The 18,787-nt window shown below is 61.9% G+C and carries 15 protein-coding genes; 10 read left to right on the forward strand and 5 right to left on the reverse strand.

Features of this window, described 5'->3' with window-relative positions; translation table 11 throughout:
* The first annotated feature begins 12 nt into the window (after positions 1–12).
* The gene (locus I5961_RS11355; protein ID WP_085704304.1) at positions 13–627 is read left to right on the forward strand and encodes a GNAT family N-acetyltransferase; all 615 of its coding nucleotides are present in this window, start codon (positions 13–15) and stop codon (positions 625–627) included.
* Here I5961_RS11355 and I5961_RS11360 read toward each other — a convergent pair.
* Together I5961_RS11360 and I5961_RS11365 are read right to left on the reverse strand one after the other, a co-directional pair.
* A complete protein-coding gene (locus I5961_RS11360; protein WP_085698868.1) occupies positions 593–1,486 on the reverse strand; it encodes a LysR family transcriptional regulator in 894 nt (297 codons plus the stop codon). The genes I5961_RS11355 and I5961_RS11360 overlap by 35 nt on opposite strands.
* Positions 1,487–1,571: 85 nt before the next feature.
* Positions 1,572–1,808 (reverse strand): hypothetical protein, encoded by a 237-nt coding sequence (locus I5961_RS11365; RefSeq protein ID WP_007956926.1) that lies wholly within the window; start codon positions 1,806–1,808, stop codon positions 1,572–1,574.
* Positions 1,809–1,993: 185 nt separating this feature from the next.
* Between I5961_RS11365 and I5961_RS11370 the strand changes: the two genes are divergently transcribed.
* Both I5961_RS11370 and I5961_RS11375 read left to right on the forward strand, forming a co-directional pair.
* A complete protein-coding gene (locus I5961_RS11370) occupies positions 1,994–2,551 on the forward strand; it encodes an NADPH-dependent FMN reductase (protein ID WP_007956924.1) in 558 nt (185 codons plus the stop codon).
* A 174-nt stretch (positions 2,552–2,725) separates the two neighbouring features.
* A complete protein-coding gene (locus I5961_RS11375; protein ID WP_085704308.1) occupies positions 2,726–4,009 on the forward strand; it encodes an arsenic transporter in 1,284 nt (427 codons plus the stop codon).
* Between the two features lie 111 nt (positions 4,010–4,120).
* On the opposite strand, the gene I5961_RS11380 is transcribed toward I5961_RS11375, so the two are convergent.
* A complete protein-coding gene (locus I5961_RS11380) occupies positions 4,121–5,071 on the reverse strand; it encodes a DUF1853 family protein (RefSeq protein ID WP_227235272.1) in 951 nt (316 codons plus the stop codon).
* 115 nt (positions 5,072–5,186) lie between these two features.
* On the opposite strand from I5961_RS11380, the gene I5961_RS11385 reads away from it, so the two are divergent.
* From I5961_RS11385 to pepN, 6 genes are read left to right on the forward strand one after another with little or no spacing between them, the layout of a single operon-like run.
* On the forward strand, positions 5,187–6,077 hold the full coding sequence (locus tag I5961_RS11385) for an NAD(+) kinase (protein WP_007956919.1): 891 nt from the start codon (positions 5,187–5,189) through the stop codon (positions 6,075–6,077).
* Positions 6,074–7,048 (forward strand): metallophosphoesterase, encoded by a 975-nt coding sequence (locus I5961_RS11390; protein ID WP_371918983.1) that lies wholly within the window; start codon positions 6,074–6,076, stop codon positions 7,046–7,048. The genes I5961_RS11385 and I5961_RS11390 overlap by 4 nt, the downstream gene beginning before the upstream one ends.
* Positions 7,045–7,914, forward strand: a complete 870-nt coding sequence (locus tag I5961_RS11395; protein WP_227235274.1) for a rhomboid family intramembrane serine protease — start codon at positions 7,045–7,047, stop codon at positions 7,912–7,914. The genes I5961_RS11390 and I5961_RS11395 overlap by 4 nt, the downstream gene beginning before the upstream one ends.
* A gap of 30 nt (positions 7,915–7,944) precedes the next feature.
* On the forward strand, positions 7,945–8,205 hold the full coding sequence (locus I5961_RS11400; protein ID WP_085698878.1) for a YeaC family protein: 261 nt from the start codon (positions 7,945–7,947) through the stop codon (positions 8,203–8,205).
* On the forward strand, positions 8,202–9,032 hold the full coding sequence (locus tag I5961_RS11405; RefSeq protein ID WP_085698880.1) for a DUF2797 domain-containing protein: 831 nt from the start codon (positions 8,202–8,204) through the stop codon (positions 9,030–9,032). Before I5961_RS11400 ends, I5961_RS11405 begins: the two co-directional genes overlap by 4 nt.
* A gap of 10 nt (positions 9,033–9,042) precedes the next feature.
* Positions 9,043–11,700, forward strand: coding sequence for an aminopeptidase N (gene pepN / locus I5961_RS11410; RefSeq protein WP_227235276.1), 2,658 nt, complete (start codon positions 9,043–9,045; stop codon positions 11,698–11,700).
* Between the two features lie 147 nt (positions 11,701–11,847).
* Here the strand turns inward: pepN and katG are convergent, their stop codons facing one another.
* Complete coding sequence (gene katG / locus I5961_RS11415; RefSeq protein WP_085704318.1) at positions 11,848–14,112, reverse strand: catalase/peroxidase HPI; 2,265 nt, start codon at positions 14,110–14,112, stop codon at positions 11,848–11,850.
* 326 nt (positions 14,113–14,438) lie between these two features.
* Here katG and I5961_RS11420 point away from each other — a divergent pair, with 326 nt between their 5' ends.
* On the forward strand, positions 14,439–16,475 hold the full coding sequence (locus I5961_RS11420) for a TonB-dependent receptor (RefSeq protein WP_227235277.1): 2,037 nt from the start codon (positions 14,439–14,441) through the stop codon (positions 16,473–16,475).
* Positions 16,476–16,524: 49 nt separating this feature from the next.
* Here the strand turns inward: I5961_RS11420 and I5961_RS11425 are convergent, their stop codons facing one another.
* Entirely contained in the window at positions 16,525–18,735 is a 2,211-nt protein-coding gene (locus tag I5961_RS11425) for an LTA synthase family protein (protein WP_227235278.1), read from the reverse strand.
* Positions 18,736–18,787 lie beyond the last annotated feature (52 nt).

An 18,787-nucleotide genomic window follows, 5' to 3' on the forward strand; every position in this document is an offset into this window, starting at 1 on the left:
GCTTTTCCGAGTATGCAACCGGTCATGAATCCGAAATACCCAGGGCTGTCAGTGCGGGTCGCCGACGAGGGTTTTGCTGAATATATCTGGGGCAGCGATTTCAGTTTCGAGGTGGCCGCCTACGGCGTGGCCGAAATCGGCAAACCCGTGGCGCAATGGGGCGTGACACCTATCGTGCCGTACCGCAAGTGCTACGGCATCGATCCGGAGGAATTCAGCAGCTTTCGCGATGCCGCCGACAGTGCAATTTTCATGGCGTATCTGGAGGACGAGCCGGTCGGTCATCTGGTGATCAGTACCAACTGGAACGGTTTCGCCCATATCGATGAACTGGCGGTGCACGCGCCGGCGCGGCGCCATGGCGTGGCCAAGGCCTTGCTCGACGTGGCGCAGTTCTGGAGCCGCAAGAAAAAGCTGCCGGGGATCATGCTCGAAACCCAGAACAACAACCTTGGCGCCTGTCGCCTGTATGAGCGTTGCGGTTATGTGATTGGCGGCATCGACCACTTGCGTTATCGCGGTATCGATCCGAATACCGCCGAAGTGGCGCTGTTCTGGTATCGATTGTTCGATAACCCGCTGGAGCACCCGATCAGCTCGCCAGCATCGCCTCGGCTTGTTCCGTGACGATTGCGAGCAGCGTCTGAATAGCCGCCGACGGCGTGGCGTGTTTGAAGGTCAGGGCATAGAGGCTGATCGGCACCGCCGGCGACAGAGGGCAGACATCAAGACCGCCTGCCCGCGCGCCGAGGGCGGTGAACGGGTCGACGATCGCCAGACCTTCGCCGGCCTCGACCATGCCGCGCATCATCTGGTGGGTTTGCACCCGGGTCTGGATGGTCGGCGCCGGGCGCAGGGCCTGAAGCTTGTTTTCCAGGGCCGGGCTCAGCGGGTCCTGGCCTTCGAGGCCGACCATCGCCTGGCCGGCCAGATCCTGCAGGGAAATGTACTTCTGCTTCGGTTGCAGCCAGCCGTGGGGCGCGAGCAATTGCAGCTTGCCCTGGGCCAGCGTCTGGCAATGAATATCGGGGTGCTGTGGATCGTGCAGGCTCAGGCCCAGATCACTGTCGCGCAGCAGAAGGTGACGGACGATGTCGCGGGTCGGTTCGCTGAGCAGGGTGCAGGGCACGTCGGGCAGACGCCGACGCAGGGCAGCGAGACTTTGCGGCAGCAGTTGTTGGGCCAGCGGCGGGGTGCCGATGATCCGCAGGGGCGGGGCAAGGTATTGCTTGAGACTGCTGGCCAGCCGTTGCACCGGTTCCAGCGCTTCATAGATGTGACCGATCTCGACTTGCAGCGCCCGGGCCTCCGGGGTCGGCTGAAGTCGTCCGCGTACGCTGGCGAACAGCATGAAACCGAGCTGGCTCTCGGCTTCGCGCAAACGCTCCTCGACCTCGGGCGCCGCCAGTTGCAGCCATTCGGCGGCGGTGCCCACGTGACCGGTCTGCAAAAGCGCCTGAATCACTTCGATATGACGTAAACGCATGCGTGAAGTCCATGTCCGGCCGTTGGGGTCAGTGGCTGAATCCTACCCCAACTCGGCGCGGATGACTTCTGCTCATAACGATCGGTTATGAAGCGACCGATGGCTCGGGTTCGCGGATCAGGGTGATGCCCGACTGAACCAGCAAAAACTCGTTGTCGTCGATCTTGTTGACGCGGTCGCCAATCGCCAGTTTGTAGGTGGTAACGGGCTCCGTGCCGGTGAAACCGTCTGCCGACGGGTTGGATTCCTGGAACTCATGCACGGAATAAACGCGGCCTTCCGCATCTCTTGCATGGAACTGACCGACGAGTACTGCTGCCATCTGCTTAGAACCTCTGGAGATAAAACGCCTGATTTGCGGCTTGGTAGACCGTCATCAAGCTTGGTAAGTTTTCCTACAGGAAAAAAATATTCCAGACGCAGGAAATTACCTTCAGCGTCTGGTGGAATCGTCGCCGGATCATCTATAACTACTGGCTCCTCCCACGGACAGTCGAGAGTCCTCCAATGAGCAATGTCTATAACGTCGCAGTAGTGGTCGGCAGCCTGCGCAAAGCGTCCATCAACCGCAAGGTTGCCCTGGCGCTGGCGGAACTGGCACCGGCCAATCTCAAGCTGAACATTGTCGAAATTGGCGATTTGCCACTCTACAACGAAGACATCGACGGCGATTCACCGCCGGCAGCCTACAGCACTTTCCGGCAAAAAGTGGGTTCGTCCGACGCTCTGCTGTTTGTCACTCCGGAGTACAACCGCTCGGTGCCGGCGCCGTTGAAGAATGCGATCGACGTCGGTTCGCGGCCATATGGCAAGAGTGTCTGGAGTGGCAAACCGGGGGCGGTGATCAGCGTTTCGCCGGGCGCCATCGGCGGTTTCGGCGCCAACCAGCATCTGCGCCAGTCCTTCGTTTTCCTCAACGTGCCATGCATGCAGCAGCCGGAAGCCTATCTGGGCGGCGCGGGCACCGCGTTCGACGAGGCGGGCAAGCTGAACGAATCGGTGAAACCTTTCCTGCAAAGTTTCATCAATGCCTTTGGAGAGTGGGTGGCACAGCACAAGAAGTGATCCACCGTTTTTTCTGACAAGATATCGACCTTGTGGGAGCGAGCTTGCTCGCGATAGCGGTGTATCAGCTGACACATCAGTTGAATGACACATTGCAATCGCGAGCAAGCTCGCTCCCACAGGTTTTTTTGTGTGGTTTGATTTCCCCCAAAACTTTATTGAAGGCTGTCGCGAATGCTCGCTGCGTCACTGATTTTCCTGCTGACCATTACCCTGGTGATCTGGCAACCCAAAGGCCTCGGGGTCGGCTGGAGTGCAACGTTCGGCGCCATCGTTGCGCTGATTTTTGGTGTGGTGCACCTGGGCGACATCCCGTTGGTGTGGCAAATCATCTGGAACGCCACCGGCACGTTTGTGGCGCTGATCATCATCAGCCTGCTGCTCGACGAGGCCGGGTTCTTCGCCTGGGCCGCGTTGCACGTAGCGCGTTGGGGGCGGGGCAGTGGGCGCAGGCTGTTTGCTTTCATGGTGCTGCTCGGCGCACTGGTGTCGGCGCTGTTCGCCAATGACGGCGCGGCGCTGATCCTCACGCCGATCGTGATTTCCATGCTGCTGGCCCTGCGTTTTTCCCCGGCGGCGACCCTGGCGTTCGTCATGGGCGCGGGGTTCATTGCCGACACCGCCAGCCTGCCGCTGGTGGTGTCGAACCTGGTGAACATCGTTTCGGCCGACTTTTTCCACATCGGTTTCAACCGCTATGCAGCGGTGATGGTGCCGGTCAACTTCGTCAGCGTCGCGGCCACGCTGGGCATGTTGCTGTGGTTCTTCCGCCGAGACATTCCCAAGAGTTACGACCCGGAACAGCTTGAGCACCCGGAAACCGCCATCCACGACAAAGCCACGTTCTACGCCGGTTGGGCGGTGTTGCTGATTCTGTTGATCGGCTGCTTCGCGCTGGAGCCGCTGGGAATTCCGATCAGCGCGATCTCGGCAGTATGTGCGGCGCTGCTGCTGGCGATTGCCGCGCGCGGACACAAGATTTCCACGCGCAAAGTCATGAAAGAGGCGCCGTGGCAGATCGTGATTTTCTCGCTGGGCATGTACCTGGTGGTCTACGGCCTGCGCAACGCCGGGCTCACCGATTATCTGGCCGGCTGGCTCGATGTGTTCGCCGGCTACGGCGTATGGGGCGCGGCGATGGGCACCGGGGTGCTGACGGCGTTGTTGTCATCGATCATGAACAACCTGCCGACGGTGCTGGTCGGGTTGCTGTCGATCGATGCCAGCCAGGCCAGCGGCGTGGTGAAGGAAGCGATGATCTACGCCAACGTGATCGGCAGCGACCTGGGGCCGAAAATCACCCCGATCGGCAGTCTTGCGACCCTGCTCTGGCTGCATGTGCTGGAGCGCAAGAACATCAAGATCGGCTGGGGTTATTACTTCAAGGTCGGGATCGTGCTGACCGTGCCGGTTCTGTTGGTTACCCTGGCGGCACTCGCCGTGCGGTTATCCCTTTAGAACAGGTTGGCTTCAATCGCGAGCAAGCTCGCTCCCACGGGTGATGCGGTGAACACTGAACCTGTGGGAGCGAGCTTGCTCGCGAAGGGGCCAGATCAGACACCACAGAAATCAGGATTGGCCGGGCACATTCGGCCACAGATCCGACACCAGAAACAGCCGCTCGGCTTCTTCCCACTCGCCCCGGGCATTTTCGGTCAGGCGCACCATCAGTTGCGCCGGGGCCAGCGGTTCGAGTTCGTCGAGCCAGGCCTGCAAGTGGCCGTTGCTCCAGGTCTGGTCTGCCGGGTAGTGCGCCGGCGCCAGCCAGGCGTGGCGGGGCAGGGGTTGCCAGCGTCCGTCCGGGCGCTGGGCGACGAAGGCCGGCCAGTCTTTCTGATGCAGCCAGCTGCCACGCAAATGTTGCGGGTGGGCGCCGTTGGGAGGTGCGGACTGACCGGGCCACGGGTACAGCAAGTACCCGCCAAGCCACAATTGCGCACTCAAAGACCCCACATCCAGCGCCGCCAGCACTTCGCGGCTCTCCGGGCGCGCGGAGATCGGCAGCTGATGTTCGTTCAAATGCGCCAGTTTGCGGTCCAGTCGATCATGGCAACCCGGCCCCAGCCACGACGCCGGATCATGGCCGTCGCCGTTCTGCGGGCCGAGGTAGAGCTTGATCGCCAGTTCCAGGTGATGCACGCCGTCGCGGTCGCGCAGCAGCATGTCCAATTCGCCAAGGGTGTGGCCTTCGCGGCGGATCGGCAGGTTGGCGGCGATCAGCTCAATGCCCGGCGCGTGTTCCACCGCAAATTGCCACAACCGCTCGTAATACAGACCCAGGCGCCGGGTGCGAGCCTGGGACAGCCAGTGCAGCAGGCCGTAACTGTCGCGGTCGAGCTGGCGCAACCAGTGTTCCAGACGCTCGGGGTCGCTGACCCAGTCGCTGCCCGCCAGCGGATGGCGCTGCGGCCACGGGGTAGCGGCGAGCATCGGCGGGGCGAGGATCACCCACGCCAGATCACGCACCTCGGGGTGGCGCAACTGGTGGGGCAACTGCAACAAATCGGGAAATAGGATCATCTTGCGAGCATAGCCTCAAACACCGCGGCCTCCTCGGGGCTGAAAGGATTTTGTCTATCCGGCGCTTTCGCCCATAATCGTGCTTTTCGCCGTCTCAGTCCCCCGCAGGAGTCCCATGGAGCAATTTCGTAATATCGGCATCATCGGTCGCCTGGGCAGTTCCCAGGTGCTGGATACCGTCCGCCGACTGAAACGCTTCCTGCTCGATCGTCACCTGCATGTGATTCTCGAAGACACCATCGCCGAAGTCCTGCCGGGCCATGGCCTGCAAACCTCGTCGCGCAAGATGCTTGGCGAGGTCTGTGACATGGTCATCGTGGTCGGCGGTGACGGCAGCCTGCTCGGCGCAGCACGGGCACTGGCCAAGCACAATATTCCGGTGCTCGGGATCAACCGTGGCAGCCTCGGCTTTCTCACCGATATCCGCCCCGACGAGCTGGAAATCAAGGTCGCCGAAGTGCTCGACGGCCACTATCTGGTGGAAAACCGCTTCCTGCTGCAAGCCGAAGTCCGTCGCCACGCCGAAGCCATCGGCCAGGGCGATGCACTGAACGACGTGGTGCTGCACCCCGGCAAATCGACGCGGATGATCGAGTTCGAACTGTACATCGACGGCCAGTTCGTCTGCAGCCAGAAGGCCGACGGCCTGATCGTGTCGACCCCGACCGGCTCCACCGCGTACGCACTGTCTGCCGGCGGCCCGATCATGCATCCCAAGCTTGACGCTATTGTGATTGTGCCGATGTACCCCCATACCTTGTCGGGCAGACCGATCGTGGTCGATGGCAACAGTGAGCTGAAAATCGTCGTGTCCAAAGATATGCAGATCTACCCGCAGGTCTCCTGCGACGGGCAGAACCACTTCACCTGCGCGCCGGGCGACACCATCACCGTCAGCAAGAAAGCGCAGAAGCTGCGGCTGATCCATCCGCTCGACCACAACTACTACGAAGTCTGCCGGACCAAGCTCGGCTGGGGCAGCAAGTTGGGTGGTGGAGGCGACTGATGCTCGATCCCGCGCGCAGTTATGACCTGATTGGTGACGTGCACGGATGCGCCCTGACCCTGGAACACCTGCTGGACCGTCTTGGTTACCACAAGCAGGGCGGGGTCTGGCGGCATCCATCGCGCATGGCCGTGTTTGTCGGCGACATCATCGACCGCGGCCCGCGGATTCGCGAGGCGCTGCACATCGTCCACGACATGGTCGAGGCCGGTCAGGCGTTGTGCATCATGGGTAACCACGAGTTCAATGCCTTGGGCTGGAGCACGCCGGCGCCTCCGGGCAGCGGCAAGCAGTTCGTGCGCGAGCACACGCCGCGCCATGCCCGTCTGCTGCACGAAACCCTGACCCAGTTCGAACAGCATCCCGGCGACTGGCACGATTTCCAGCAATGGTTCTATGAGCTGCCGCTGTTCGTCGATGCCGGTCGCTTCCGGGTGGTGCATGCCTGTTGGGACGCCGGCCTGATCGAGCCGTTGCGCGCATTGTTCCCTGATGGCTGCGTCGATGAACACTTCCTCCAGGCCTCGGCGGTACCGGGCAGTTTCGCCTGCACCGTGTTCGACCGCCTGCTGCGCGGCACCGACATGCGCCTGCCGGATGGCCTGACCATGACCAGTGGCGACGGCCTGGTGCGTTCATTCTTCCGCACCAAATTCTGGGAAGACGATCCGCAGACTTACGGCGACATCGTGTTCCAGCCCGACGCACTGCCGGAACCGGTGGCGCAAAAGCCGTTGACCTCCAGCGAAAAGAATTCCCTGCTGCGCTATGGCATCGATGAGCCATTGCTGTTCGTCGGTCATTACTGGCGCAGCGGCAAACCGGCGCCCATCCGGCCGAACCTCGCCTGCCTGGATTACAGCGCGGTGCTGTACGGCAAACTGGTGGCCTATCGTCTGGATCAGGAAACCCGCCTCGATCCGCATAAATTTGTCTGGGTCGACGTCGAGCGGCCGGAGGTGCTGCGATGAGCGTGGTAGCGGTATTGCGTCTGCCACTGGCGGTGGACCTGAGCGGTTTCGTCAAACTGCTGCAACGCATGCAGGTGCCTCACCGCGTCAGCGAAGAGTCGGGCGAGCAGGTGTTGTGGGTGCCGTCGGAAATCAGCGAAGACGTACGCTCGCTGTACGAGCGTTTCCCGGCGGGCGACCCCGATCAGCAACTGGACATTCCGACGGCGCCGACGTTCAAGCGACCAAGCTTCGCCGAGCAACTGAAACATGCCAGGGCCACCGGCTTCATCCTGTTGCTCAGCCTGCTGGTAGCGGGGCTGACGTATCTGGGCGACAACCTCGACACGATGCGCTGGCTGACCTTCCTCGATTTTCGCGTGGTCGGCGACTACATCCACTTCACACCGTTGGCCGACAGCCTGGCGGCGGGGCAATGGTGGCGCCTGTTCACCCCCATGCTGATCCACTTCGGCATCCTGCACCTGGCCATGAACGGCATGTGGTACTGGGAGCTTGGGCGGCGCATCGAGTCGCGCCAGGGCAGCGTCAACCTGATCGGCCTGACGCTGCTGTTCAGCCTGGTGTCCAACTACGCGCAATTCGCCTGGAGCGGCCCGAGCCTGTTCGGCGGTCTGTCCGGCGTACTTTACGGGTTGCTCGGTCACTGCTGGATCTTCCAGCTGCTGGCGCCGAACCCGGCCTATCGCCTGCCGCGCGGTGTGCTGGTGATGATGCTGGTGTGGTTGCTGGTGTGCATGTCGGGGCTGATCTCGATGATCGGTTTCGGCGAAATCGCCAATGCCGCCCACGTCGGCGGGTTACTCATCGGATGCTTCACCGGTTTGTTGGGCGGTTTGTACAACCGCCGTAAACTGGCCGCCTGAATTTTTTGAATAAAGAGCACGGAGACCCTGATGTCCTCTTTTAACGATTTGATCAAGAACATCACCCCGGACATCTACCAGAGCCTGAAACTGGCCGTAGAGATCGGCAAATGGTCGGACGGTGGCAAGCTCACCGCCGAACAGCGTGAGCTGTCGCTGCAGGCGATGATCGCCTGGGAAATCCAGAACCTGCCCGAGGAAGAGCGCACCGGTTACATGGGCCCGCAGGAATGTGCGTCGAAGTCGATCGAAGTGCCGAACATCCTGTTCAAGTCGGACGCCATCCATTGATCGAGATCGGCCGCGGTGCAATCAGCAAAATGTCGGCGCGCCTGGACGGGCCGAACGTGCAGTACGCGTTTCGTCTGGATGACGTCGAGGTGCCGGTCAATCCGTTGATCGGCAGCACGGTGCGTCTGGAATACCTGGGGGCGATTCACTGCACCCATTGCGGGCGCAAGACCAAGACCAGTTTCAGTCAGGGTTATTGCTACCCGTGCATGACCAGACTGGCCCAATGCGATGTATGCATCATGAGCCCGGAGCGCTGCCACTTCGAGGCCGGCACCTGCCGGGAGCCTGAGTGGGGCGAGAAGTTCTGCATGACCGACCACATCGTCTACCTGGCCAATTCGTCGGGGATCAAGGTCGGCATCACCCGCGCCACCCAGTTGCCGACCCGCTGGCTCGATCAGGGCGCCAGTCAAGCGTTGCCGATCATGCGCGTTTCCACGCGCCAGCAATCGGGCTTCGTCGAAGACCTGTTCCGCAGTCAGGTGGCGGACAAGACCAACTGGCGCGCCTTGCTCAAGGGCGACGCGGCGGCGGTGGATCTGGCGCAGGTGCGCGATCAGCTGTTCGAAAGCTGCGCCCCGGGTTTGCAAGGTTTGCAGGAGCGATTCGGTCTGCAGGCCATTCAGACCATCGCCGACGTCGAGCCGCTGGAAATCCGCTACCCGGTCGAGCAATACCCGGCCAAGATCGTCAGCTTCAACCTGGACAAGAACCCGATTGCCGAAGGCACGCTGCTGGGGATCAAGGGCCAGTACCTGATCTTCGACACCGGCGTGATCAACATTCGCAAGTACACGGCCTATCAGCTCGCCGTGCATCAATAAGGACTTCAGCATGCGCACCGAACAACCGAAGATGATTTACCTGAAGGACTATCAGGCGCCCGAGTACCTGATCGATGAAACACACCTGACCTTCGAGTTGTTCGAGGACCACAGTCTGGTCCACGCGCAACTGGTGATGCGCCGCAACCCGGCCCGTGGCCCGGGCCTGCCGCCGTTGGTGCTCGACGGCCAACAGCTGGAACTGCTGTCGGTGACCCTGGCAGACCAGGAACTGAGCGCCGCCGACTACCAGCTGACGGAAAACCACCTGACCCTGCAACCGGCCAGCGAAACATTCACGGTCGACACCAGCGTCAGGATCCACCCGGAAACCAACACCGCACTGGAAGGCCTGTACAAGTCCGGCACGATGTTCTGCACCCAGTGCGAGGCCGAAGGGTTCCGCAAGATCACCTATTACCTCGACCGCCCGGACGTGATGAGCAAGTTCACCACCACTGTGGTGGCCGAGCAGCACAGCTATCCGGTGCTGCTGTCCAACGGCAACCCGATTGCCAGCGGCCCCGGCGAAGACGGCCGTCATTGGGCAACCTGGGAAGACCCGTTCATGAAGCCGGCGTACCTGTTTGCGCTGGTGGCCGGTGACTTGTGGTGCGTTGAAGACTCTTTCACCACCATGACCAACCGCAACGTGGCGCTGCGCATTTATGTCGAGCCGGAAAACATCGACAAGTGCCAGCACGCCATGAACAGCCTGAAGAAGTCGATGCGCTGGGATGAAGAGGTTTACGGTCGCGAGTACGATCTGGACATCTTCATGATCGTCGCCGTGAACGACTTCAACATGGGCGCCATGGAGAACAAGGGCCTCAACATCTTCAACTCCAGTGCCGTACTGGCCCGTGCCGAAACCGCCACCGACGCTGCGCACCAGCGGGTCGAGGCGATCGTCGCCCACGAATACTTCCACAACTGGTCGGGCAACCGCGTGACCTGCCGCGACTGGTTCCAGCTGTCGCTGAAAGAAGGCTTCACGGTATTCCGCGACGCCGGGTTCTCCTCCGACATGAACTCGGCCACGGTCAAGCGCATTCAGGACGTGGCGTACCTGCGTACCCACCAGTTCGCCGAAGATGCCGGCCCGATGGCCCACGCGGTGCGCCCGGACAGCTTCATCGAGATTTCCAACTTCTACACCCTGACCGTGTACGAAAAGGGCTCGGAAGTGGTCGGCATGATCCACACCCTGCTCGGCGCCGAAGGCTTCCGCAAGGGCAGCGACCTGTACTTTGAACGCCACGACGGTCAGGCCGTGACCTGCGATGACTTCATCAAGGCCATGGAAGATGCCAACGGCGTCGACCTGACCCAGTTCAAGCGCTGGTACAGCCAGGCCGGTACACCGCGACTGGCGGTCAGCGAGTCTTATGACGCCGCCGCGAAAACCTACAGCCTGACCTTCCGCCAGAGCTGCCCGGAAACCCCGGACAAGGTTGAAAAACTGCCGTTCGTGATCCCGGTGGAACTCGGCCTGCTCGACAGCCAAGGTAACGAAATCGCCCTGCGTCTGGCCGGCGAAAGCGCTGCTCAAGGCACCACTCGTGTGATCTCGGTGACCGAAGCCGAGCAGACCTTCACCTTCATCGACATCGCCGAACAGCCGCTGCCGTCGTTGCTGCGTGGCTTCTCGGCGCCGGTGAAACTGAGCTTCCCGTACAACCGCGATCAGTTGATGTTCCTGATGCAGCACGACACCGACGGTTTCAACCGTTGGGATGCCAGCCAGCAATTGTCGGTGCAGGTGTTGCAAGAGTTGATCGGTCAGCAGCAGAAGGGCGAAAGCCTGGTGCTTGACCCGCGTCTTGTTTCCGCGCTGCGTACCGTGCTGTCGGACGAGTCGCTGGATCAGGCGATGGTCGCGGAAATGCTCTCGCTGCCAAGCGAAGCCTACCTGACCGAAATCAGCGAAATCGCCGACGTGGAGGCGATCCACACCGCCCGCGAATTCGCCCGTCAGCAACTGGCGGACAACCTGTTCGAGGCGCTGTGGCTGCGTTATCAGGCCAACCGCGACCTGTCGAAGCAAACCCCGTACGTGGCCGAAGCCGAGCACTTCGCCCGTCGCGCGTTGCAGAACATCGCGCTGTCGTACCTGATGCTCAGCGGCAAGCCGGAAGTGCTGGCGGCGACGCTCGAACAGTTCGACAGCTGCGACAACATGACCGAGCGCCTGACCGCGCTGGCCGTGCTGGTCAACTCGCCGTTCGACGAGCAGAAAGCCAAGGCGCTGGCCAGTTTCGCCGAGCACTTCAAGGACAACCCGCTGGTCATGGATCAGTGGTTCAGCGTGCAGGCCGGCAGCACCTTGCCGGGCGGTCTGGAACGTGTGAAGGCGCTGATGCAGCACCCGGCGTTCAACATCAAGAACCCGAACAAGGTGCGTGCGCTGGTCGGCGCCTTTGCCGGGCAGAACCTGATCAACTTCCACGCGGTGGACGGTTCGGGCTATCGCTTCCTTGCGGATCTGGTGATCGAGCTGAACGGCTTCAACCCGCAGATCGCTTCGCGTCAACTGGCGCCGCTGACTCGCTGGCGCAAGTATGACGGTGCTCGTCAGGCGCTGATGAAGGCGGAGCTGGAGCGGATTCTGGCGTCGGGTCAGCTGTCCAGTGATGTGTATGAAGTGGTCAGCAAAAGCCTGGCGTAAGCTGGGATAGCACCGCTTAAAACTGTGGGGGCGACGGTGCGACGATTCGACTTGCTCGCGAATGCGGTAGTTCAGACGACATCTGCGTGTCTGATACTCCCTCTTCGCGAGCAAGCTCGCTCCCACAGTTGTTTTGCGTTTCCTCAGTTACTTCAGATCAAACCGGTCCAGGTCCATCACCTTCGCCCACGCGGCAACGAAGTCGTTGACGAACTGTTCCTTCGCATCGGAACTGGCATACACCTCGGCCAGCGCCCGCAGTACCGAGTTGGAACCGAACACCAGATCGACCCGGGTCGCCGTCCATTTCACGCTGCCGGTTTTACGGTCACGACCTTCGAACTCGGTTTTGGACGTCGGTTTCCATTCCACGCCCATGTCTAGCAGGTTGCGGAAAAAGTCGTTGGTCAGGGTGCCGGGTTTGTCGGTGAACACCCCGTGTCTGGTTTTACCGACGTTGGTGTCCAGTACGCGCAGGCCGCCAATCAGCACGGTCATTTCCGGTGCCGAAAGGGTCAGCAGTTGCGCCTTGTCGATCAGCAACGCTTCGGCCGGCACGCGATAGGTGGTGGCAGCGTAGTTGCGGAAGCCATCGGTGTGCGGCTCAAGGAAACCGAACGATTCGACGTCGGTCTGCTCCTGACTCGCATCGGTGCGCCCCGGATTGAACGGCACGGTCACCGTGTGCCCGGCATTTTTCGCCGCTTGCTCGACCCCGGCATTACCAGCCAGCACGATCAGATCCGCCAGCGAGACTTGCTTGCCGGATGCCCCGGCGTTGAACTCGTTCTGAATGCCTTCGTAGACTTTCAGCACCTTGTCCAGTTGCTCCGGCTGATTGGCCTGCCAGAACTTTTGCGGCGCCAGACGCAGACGCCCGCCATTGGCGCCGCCACGTTTGTCCGAGCCCCGGAAGGTCGATGCGGCCGCCCAGGCAGTGGAGACCAGTTCCGAAACGGACAGCCCCGATGCCAGCACTTTGTCTTTGAGCGCCCTGATATCGCTGTCATCCACCAGTGGATGTCTGGCCTCGGGAATCGGGTCTTGCCACAGCAGTTCTTCCTGAGGCAATTCCGGGCCGAGGTAGCGCGACAGTGGGCCCATGTCACGGTGGATCAGCTTGTACCAGGCGCGGGCGAAGGCGTCGGCCAGTTGATCGGGATTGGCCAGAAAACGTCGCGAAATCTTCTCGTAGGCCGGGTCGAAACGCAGGGCCAGGTCGGAAGTAAGCATGGTCGGGTCGATGCGTTTGTTCGGGTCGTGGGCGTGGGGAATGGTGCCGGCCCCGGCGCCGTTTTTCGGTTTCCACTGATGGGCGCCGGCCGGGCTTTTGGTCAGTTCCCACTCGAAGCCGAACAGGTTTTCCAGATAGTTGTTGCTCCACTTTGTCGGGGTGGTGGTCCAGGTCACTTCCAGGCCGCTGGTGATGGTGTCGGCGCCCTTGCCGGTGCCGAAGGTGCTTTTCCAGCCCAGGCCTTGTTCTTCAAGGCCGGCGGCTTCCGGTTCCGGGCCGACGTTATCGGCCGGGCCCGCGCCGTGTGTCTTGCCGAAAGCGTGGCCGCCGGCGATCAGGGCGACGGTTTCCTCGTCGTTCATGGCCATGCGGCCGAAGGTTTCGCGGATGTCCTTGGCCGAGGCCACCGGGTCCGGATTGCCTTCCGGACCTTCCGGGTTCACGTAGATCAGGCCCATCTGCACGGCGGCGAGCGGGTTCTCGAGGTTGCGTTCGCCCTGATTGGTGCGGCTTTCTTCATTGCCGTGTTCGGCGGGCTCGGCCACCAGCGTGCCTTCGCCCGGCGGCTGCATGGATTGCGGATCCTTGCCGTAGCGGTTGTCGCCGCCCAGCCATTTGTTTTCCGAGCCCCAGTACACGTCTTCATCCGGTTCCCAGACGTCGGGCCTGCCGCCGGAGAAACCGAAGGTCTTGAAGCCCATGGACTCCAGCGCGACGTTGCCGGTGAGAACGATCAGGTCGGCCCAGGAAATGTTGCGGCCGTATTTCTGCTTGATCGGCCACAGCAGGCGGCGGGCCTTGTCGAGGCTGACGTTGTCCGGCCAGCTGTTGAGCGGGGCGAAGCGTTGCTGGCCGGAGCCGGCGCCACCACGGCCGTCAGCGGTGCGATAGGTGCCGGCGCTGTGCCAGGCCATGCGGATGAAGAGCGGTCCGTAGTGGCCGAAGTCCGCTGGCCACCACTCCTGCGAGTCGGTCATCAGCGCCGTCAGATCGCGTTTGAGGGCCTGGAAATCCAGGCTTTTGAAAGCCTTGGCGTAGTCGAAGTCCTTGCCCAGCGGATCGGACGCGGGCGAGTGCTGACTCAGGATTTTCAGGTTCAGTTGATTCGGCCACCAATCGCGGTTCGTCGTGCCACCGCCGGCGGCGTGATTGAACGGGCATTTCGATTCATTTGCCATGTTCGGGTCCTTATCAGGTCATCTGCGGCCGGCTCGTGCCGACTTCGGAGTAGTAAGGCTAGACCCGACTCGGAGAGTCAGCTAATAGGCCGACTATTGGTGCCTGATAGGCGCAGTCTCTTACGTGAACTGTCGGGCGCCGGCGCCGGGCAGGGCGCTGAAATGCCCGTGCTTGAGCGATGGTTTGCCAATGTGTGGAAGAAACGTGATGGTCATTGGAAATGTTATTGTATAACATAAAAATGATTTCATCTGATTGATGCCGGTCACACGCACTCTGTCTCGCCGGCATTGATCCTCACTTTTCTGCCTGACGGATTCCTGAAATGCCTTCCCGTTTCCACTCCTTCCAACCCCGCCTGACGCTCATGGCCTCTGCGCTGCTGATCGCTTCCCCGACATTCGCCGCCGACCCGCTGGAGCTGCAACCGCAAGTCATCACCGGCAATCCGCTGGGCAGTCAGACCCTGGCCTCGCCCTCGACCGTGTTGAGCGGCGACAGCCTGACGCTGCAGCAAAAAGGCAGCCTCGGCGAAACCCTGAACAAGCAGCCGGGCGTGTCCTCGTCCTACTTCGGCCCCGGTGCCAGTCGCCCGATCATTCGCGGGCAGGACGGCGATCGCATTCGCATCCTGCGTAACGGCGTCGGCGCGCTGGACGCCTCGTCGCTGTCCTACGATCACGCGGTGCCGCTGGACCCCGTCAACGTCGAGCGCATCGAAATCGTCCGTGGCCCCGCGGCCTTGCTGTACGGCGGCAGTGCCATCGGCGGGGTGGTCAACACCTTCGACAACCGCATCCCGACCGAAGCCATCGAAGGCATTCACGGTGCCGGCGAGTTGCGCTACGGCGGCGCCGACACCACCCGCAGCAGCGCTGGCAAGCTCGAAGCCGGTAACGGTCAGTTCGCCTTGCACCTGGACGCCAGCGCCCGCGAGTTCAATGACCTGAAGATTCCCGGCTACGCCAAGACTCGTCGTGAACGGGCGAACGACGATGGCGACTCGAAGAAGCATCGGCTGGCCAACAGCGACGGTCGTCAGGACGGCGGTGCGGTGGGCGGGTCGTACACCTGGGATGACGGTTACGCGGGGCTGTCGTACAGCAATTACGATTCGAACTACGGCTCGCCGGCCGAAGACGATGTGCGCATCCGCATGGAGCAGGAGCACTACGCCTTCGCCTCGGAAATCCGCAACCTCGACGGCCCGTTCAGCTCGGTGAAGCTCGACGCTGGCTACACCGATTACCAGCACCGTGAAATCGAGGGCGGCGAGGTCGGCACCACGTTCAAGAACAAGGGCTACGAGGCGCGGGTCGAAGCCCGGCATCAGCCGCTGGGGCCGTTCAACGGGGTGATTGGCGCGCAAGTCAGTCGCAACGAGTTCTCGGCGTTGGGCGAAGAAGCGTTCGTGCCGCACACTGATACCGATGTCGGCGCGCTATTCATTCTCGAAGAGCTGCAAGCCACGGATCGCCTGCTGTTCACCCTCGGCGGACGCCTTGAACACACCACGGTCGAGCCCGACGCCAAAGGCAAAGAGCGCTTCGCCAATGCCGATCGCTCCAGCAGTTTCACCGCCGGCAGCCTGTCATCCGGTGCGGTGTACACGCTGACGCCGGTCTGGTCGGTGGCTGCCACGCTCGGCTACACCGAACGCGCTCCGACGTTCTATGAGCTTTACGCCAACGGCGCTCACGTCGCCACCGGCACCTATGAAGTCGGCGACGCGGGGCTGTCGAAAGAGAAAGCCGTCTCCAGCGACCTGGCCCTGCGTTTCGACAACGGTACGCACAAGGGCAGCGTCGGCGTCTTCTATAGCCATTTCTCCAACTACATCGGCCTGCTCGGGACGGGCCGCACACTCAACGACGAAGGCGAGGAGGACGCCGACGGCATTCCTGAATACACCTACTCCGGCGTTCGGGCCCGTTTCAGCGGCATCGAAGCGCAGGATCGCTGGACCCTCGGCGAAAACGCCTACGGCAAGTTTGCACTGGAGCTGTCGGGCGACTACACCCGGGCCAAGAACCTCGACAACGGTCAGGACCTGCCGCGCATCGCACCGCTTAGATTGAACACCGGTTTGTTGTGGGAGCTGGATCGCTGGCAGGCGCGGATCGATGTGGAGCACGCCAGTTCCCAGCACCGGGTGCCGGACAACGAAAGCAGCACCGACGGCTACACCACGCTGGGGGCGAATGTGGGTTATCACTTTGATGTCGGCCAGAGCAAATGGCTGGCCTTCGTCAATGCCGAGAACCTGACCAACCAGACCGTGCGTTACGCCAGCTCGATCCTGCGCGATATTGCGCCGGCAGAAGGGCGCAGCATTCAGGTCGGGCTGCGTACCACGTTCTGATCGTTCACACCGGACAGGCGCCAGCGTCGTTGCGACGCTGGCGTTGATCTCAACTCGATTGAGCGGTGTCTTCTTCCGGGATCTCGTCCAGCAGATCCTGTTGCCCCGGCAGTTCTGTGATCACGCTGAAATCACTGACCTCCACGGCGCCCAGCCCATACCCCAACAAGTGGAACGAGAACGCCTTGCGCGGTTGCGGGTTGTCGAAGCTGAAATCCATCTCCAGCGGCTGATCTGCCGTGGCGACCATCTCGGTCGGCAGTCCCAGTTGCACGTCCTGTTCGAACTCCTTGGCCTTGAGCTGAATGTACGCTGCCTGCTGCGGGTCGACCGAACGCACGGTCAGGCGCACGCGGGTGTGGGAGCCCTTGGGCATTTCCAGGTATTGCGCGCCGATCAGGTTGTCGGCCCAGTCGTCCTTGATATGCGCTTGCAGCGGGATGACGTTGGTACTGCCGAACTGATAGCGCTGGTTCAGCGGGGTGCGCAACAGCGACAGGTCCAGGGCCGAGGCGCGGGCGGCGATGTCCCGGGCGTTCTGGCCGCTGGCGTTGCCTTTGAACGTGGCGCTTTCGGCGATGAATCCTTCGCTGGCGTAATTGCGGCAACGGCGTGGCATGTCGCATTCGGTCAGGAGGCCGCGACCGTCGTGATAGCGCAGCTTGCCGTTGGTGAACGACATGATTTCGCGGCCCGAATCGTAATCGCGAAACAGCGAGCGGCCGCTGAGGGCGGAAGGCACAGGAAAGTCGAAGTAATCCAGGATCGACGCGCTCAGATCGACGTGACCGTAGACCCCGGCGTTCAGGCGGGGCAATTGCGCCTGCTCCGGCGCGAGGGTCAGGTTGAAGCCCCAGGACGACGCGAGGCGGACGCCGTCGATGCCGTGGGATTCGTCAGAAGTGATAACCACCAGCGTGTCTTTCAGCACGCCCTGGCGTTCCAGGCCACTGAGAAACTGTTCCAGCGCATCGTCCAGATAACCGACGGCGGCATGCTTGGGCGTGTCGTAGCGTTGCAGGTATTGCTCGGGCGCGGAGTAGGGCTGGTGCGTGCCGACGGTCAGCAAGGTCAGCATCCACGGCTGTTTCTGTTTTTTCAGTTCGCCGACGTATTTCAGCGCGCCTTCGAAAAACGCCTTGTCGTCCTTGCCCCACGGGAACTCGAGATAGTTGGCGTTGGTGAACCACTCCAGACCATGGGTCGCGTCGAAACCGATGTGCGGCATGATCTTGTCTTTGGCCATGAACCGCAGCCCTGCGCCTTGCAGGTAATGCGTGGCAAAACCGTGCTGGCGCAGCTGTGCCGGCAGGCAGGCTTGATTGCGTTCGTGCTGGGTCAGCATTTCCACGCCTTTGGGCGTGCCGTTGTCGAGTTTGTCGTAGTCGCCGCAGAGCATGGCGTACAGACCGCGAATGGTCTGGTGGGTGTGCAGCACGTAATCCGGAGTGTTCATGCCGCGCTCGGCCCAGCGGCTGAGGTTGGGCATCAGGTCTTCCTGATAATGACTGCCGATGGCCCGGCGATTGGCGCCGATGTAAGCGCCGGGAATGCCTTCGAGGGCAACGATCAGCACATTGCGCGCCTTGCCCTTGGCCGCCAGCAACGGGTGACCATTCAGATCAACATCGGTGAGCCCGGCCATGGGCGGAGGAGCGACCTGAGTGTCGCCGTCCAGCCACTCTTCGGTCTGCATCTGAAGATCGGCGACCTGCGCGGCCAGCAACTGGTGCGGCAGGTTGTACAGGCGCCACGGGTCGTCATCGCTCGGGGCCAGGTGTTGCGCGCCCCAGTACGCTGAGAACAGCAGCACCGGCATCGCCCAGATTGCGCGGGGCAGAGCGCGAACCGGTGTTGCACGTCGATTCCAATGACTGAGCAGCCACAGGGCGAGAGCCACCAGCAGTGCAAACGCCACACCGGGATGGGCGAAGCCACCGCCGGTGGAGTTTTCCACGAACTGCGGGTCGATCAGGTAATGCAGGTCTGCCACGGTCGGCAGGCGACCGACCGCGCTGACCAGTTCCGCGGTCGCTACCGCCAGCAATCCCCAGAACAGCAGCACCGGCAGCGCCAGCCACCAGGGACGGCGGTGTAACAAAACCATCAACAGACTGCCGATGGCCAGATCTGACAGATAACCGAACAGGCTCGACCAGCCGAGTGCCGCCCGCAGGCACACCGGCACGATCAGTACCAGGAAAACCAGAGAAAGAAGACGGGCATCCAGGCGCCGCAACCGTTGACAAAGAGCGCTCACAAAAAAGACCTTCCAGCCATCAAATCGTCACAAAAGTGTGGGCGATCATACC

It is taken from the genome of Pseudomonas sp. IAC-BECa141 (genome assembly GCF_020544405.1).
Lineage (GTDB): Bacteria > Pseudomonadota > Gammaproteobacteria > Pseudomonadales > Pseudomonadaceae > Aquipseudomonas.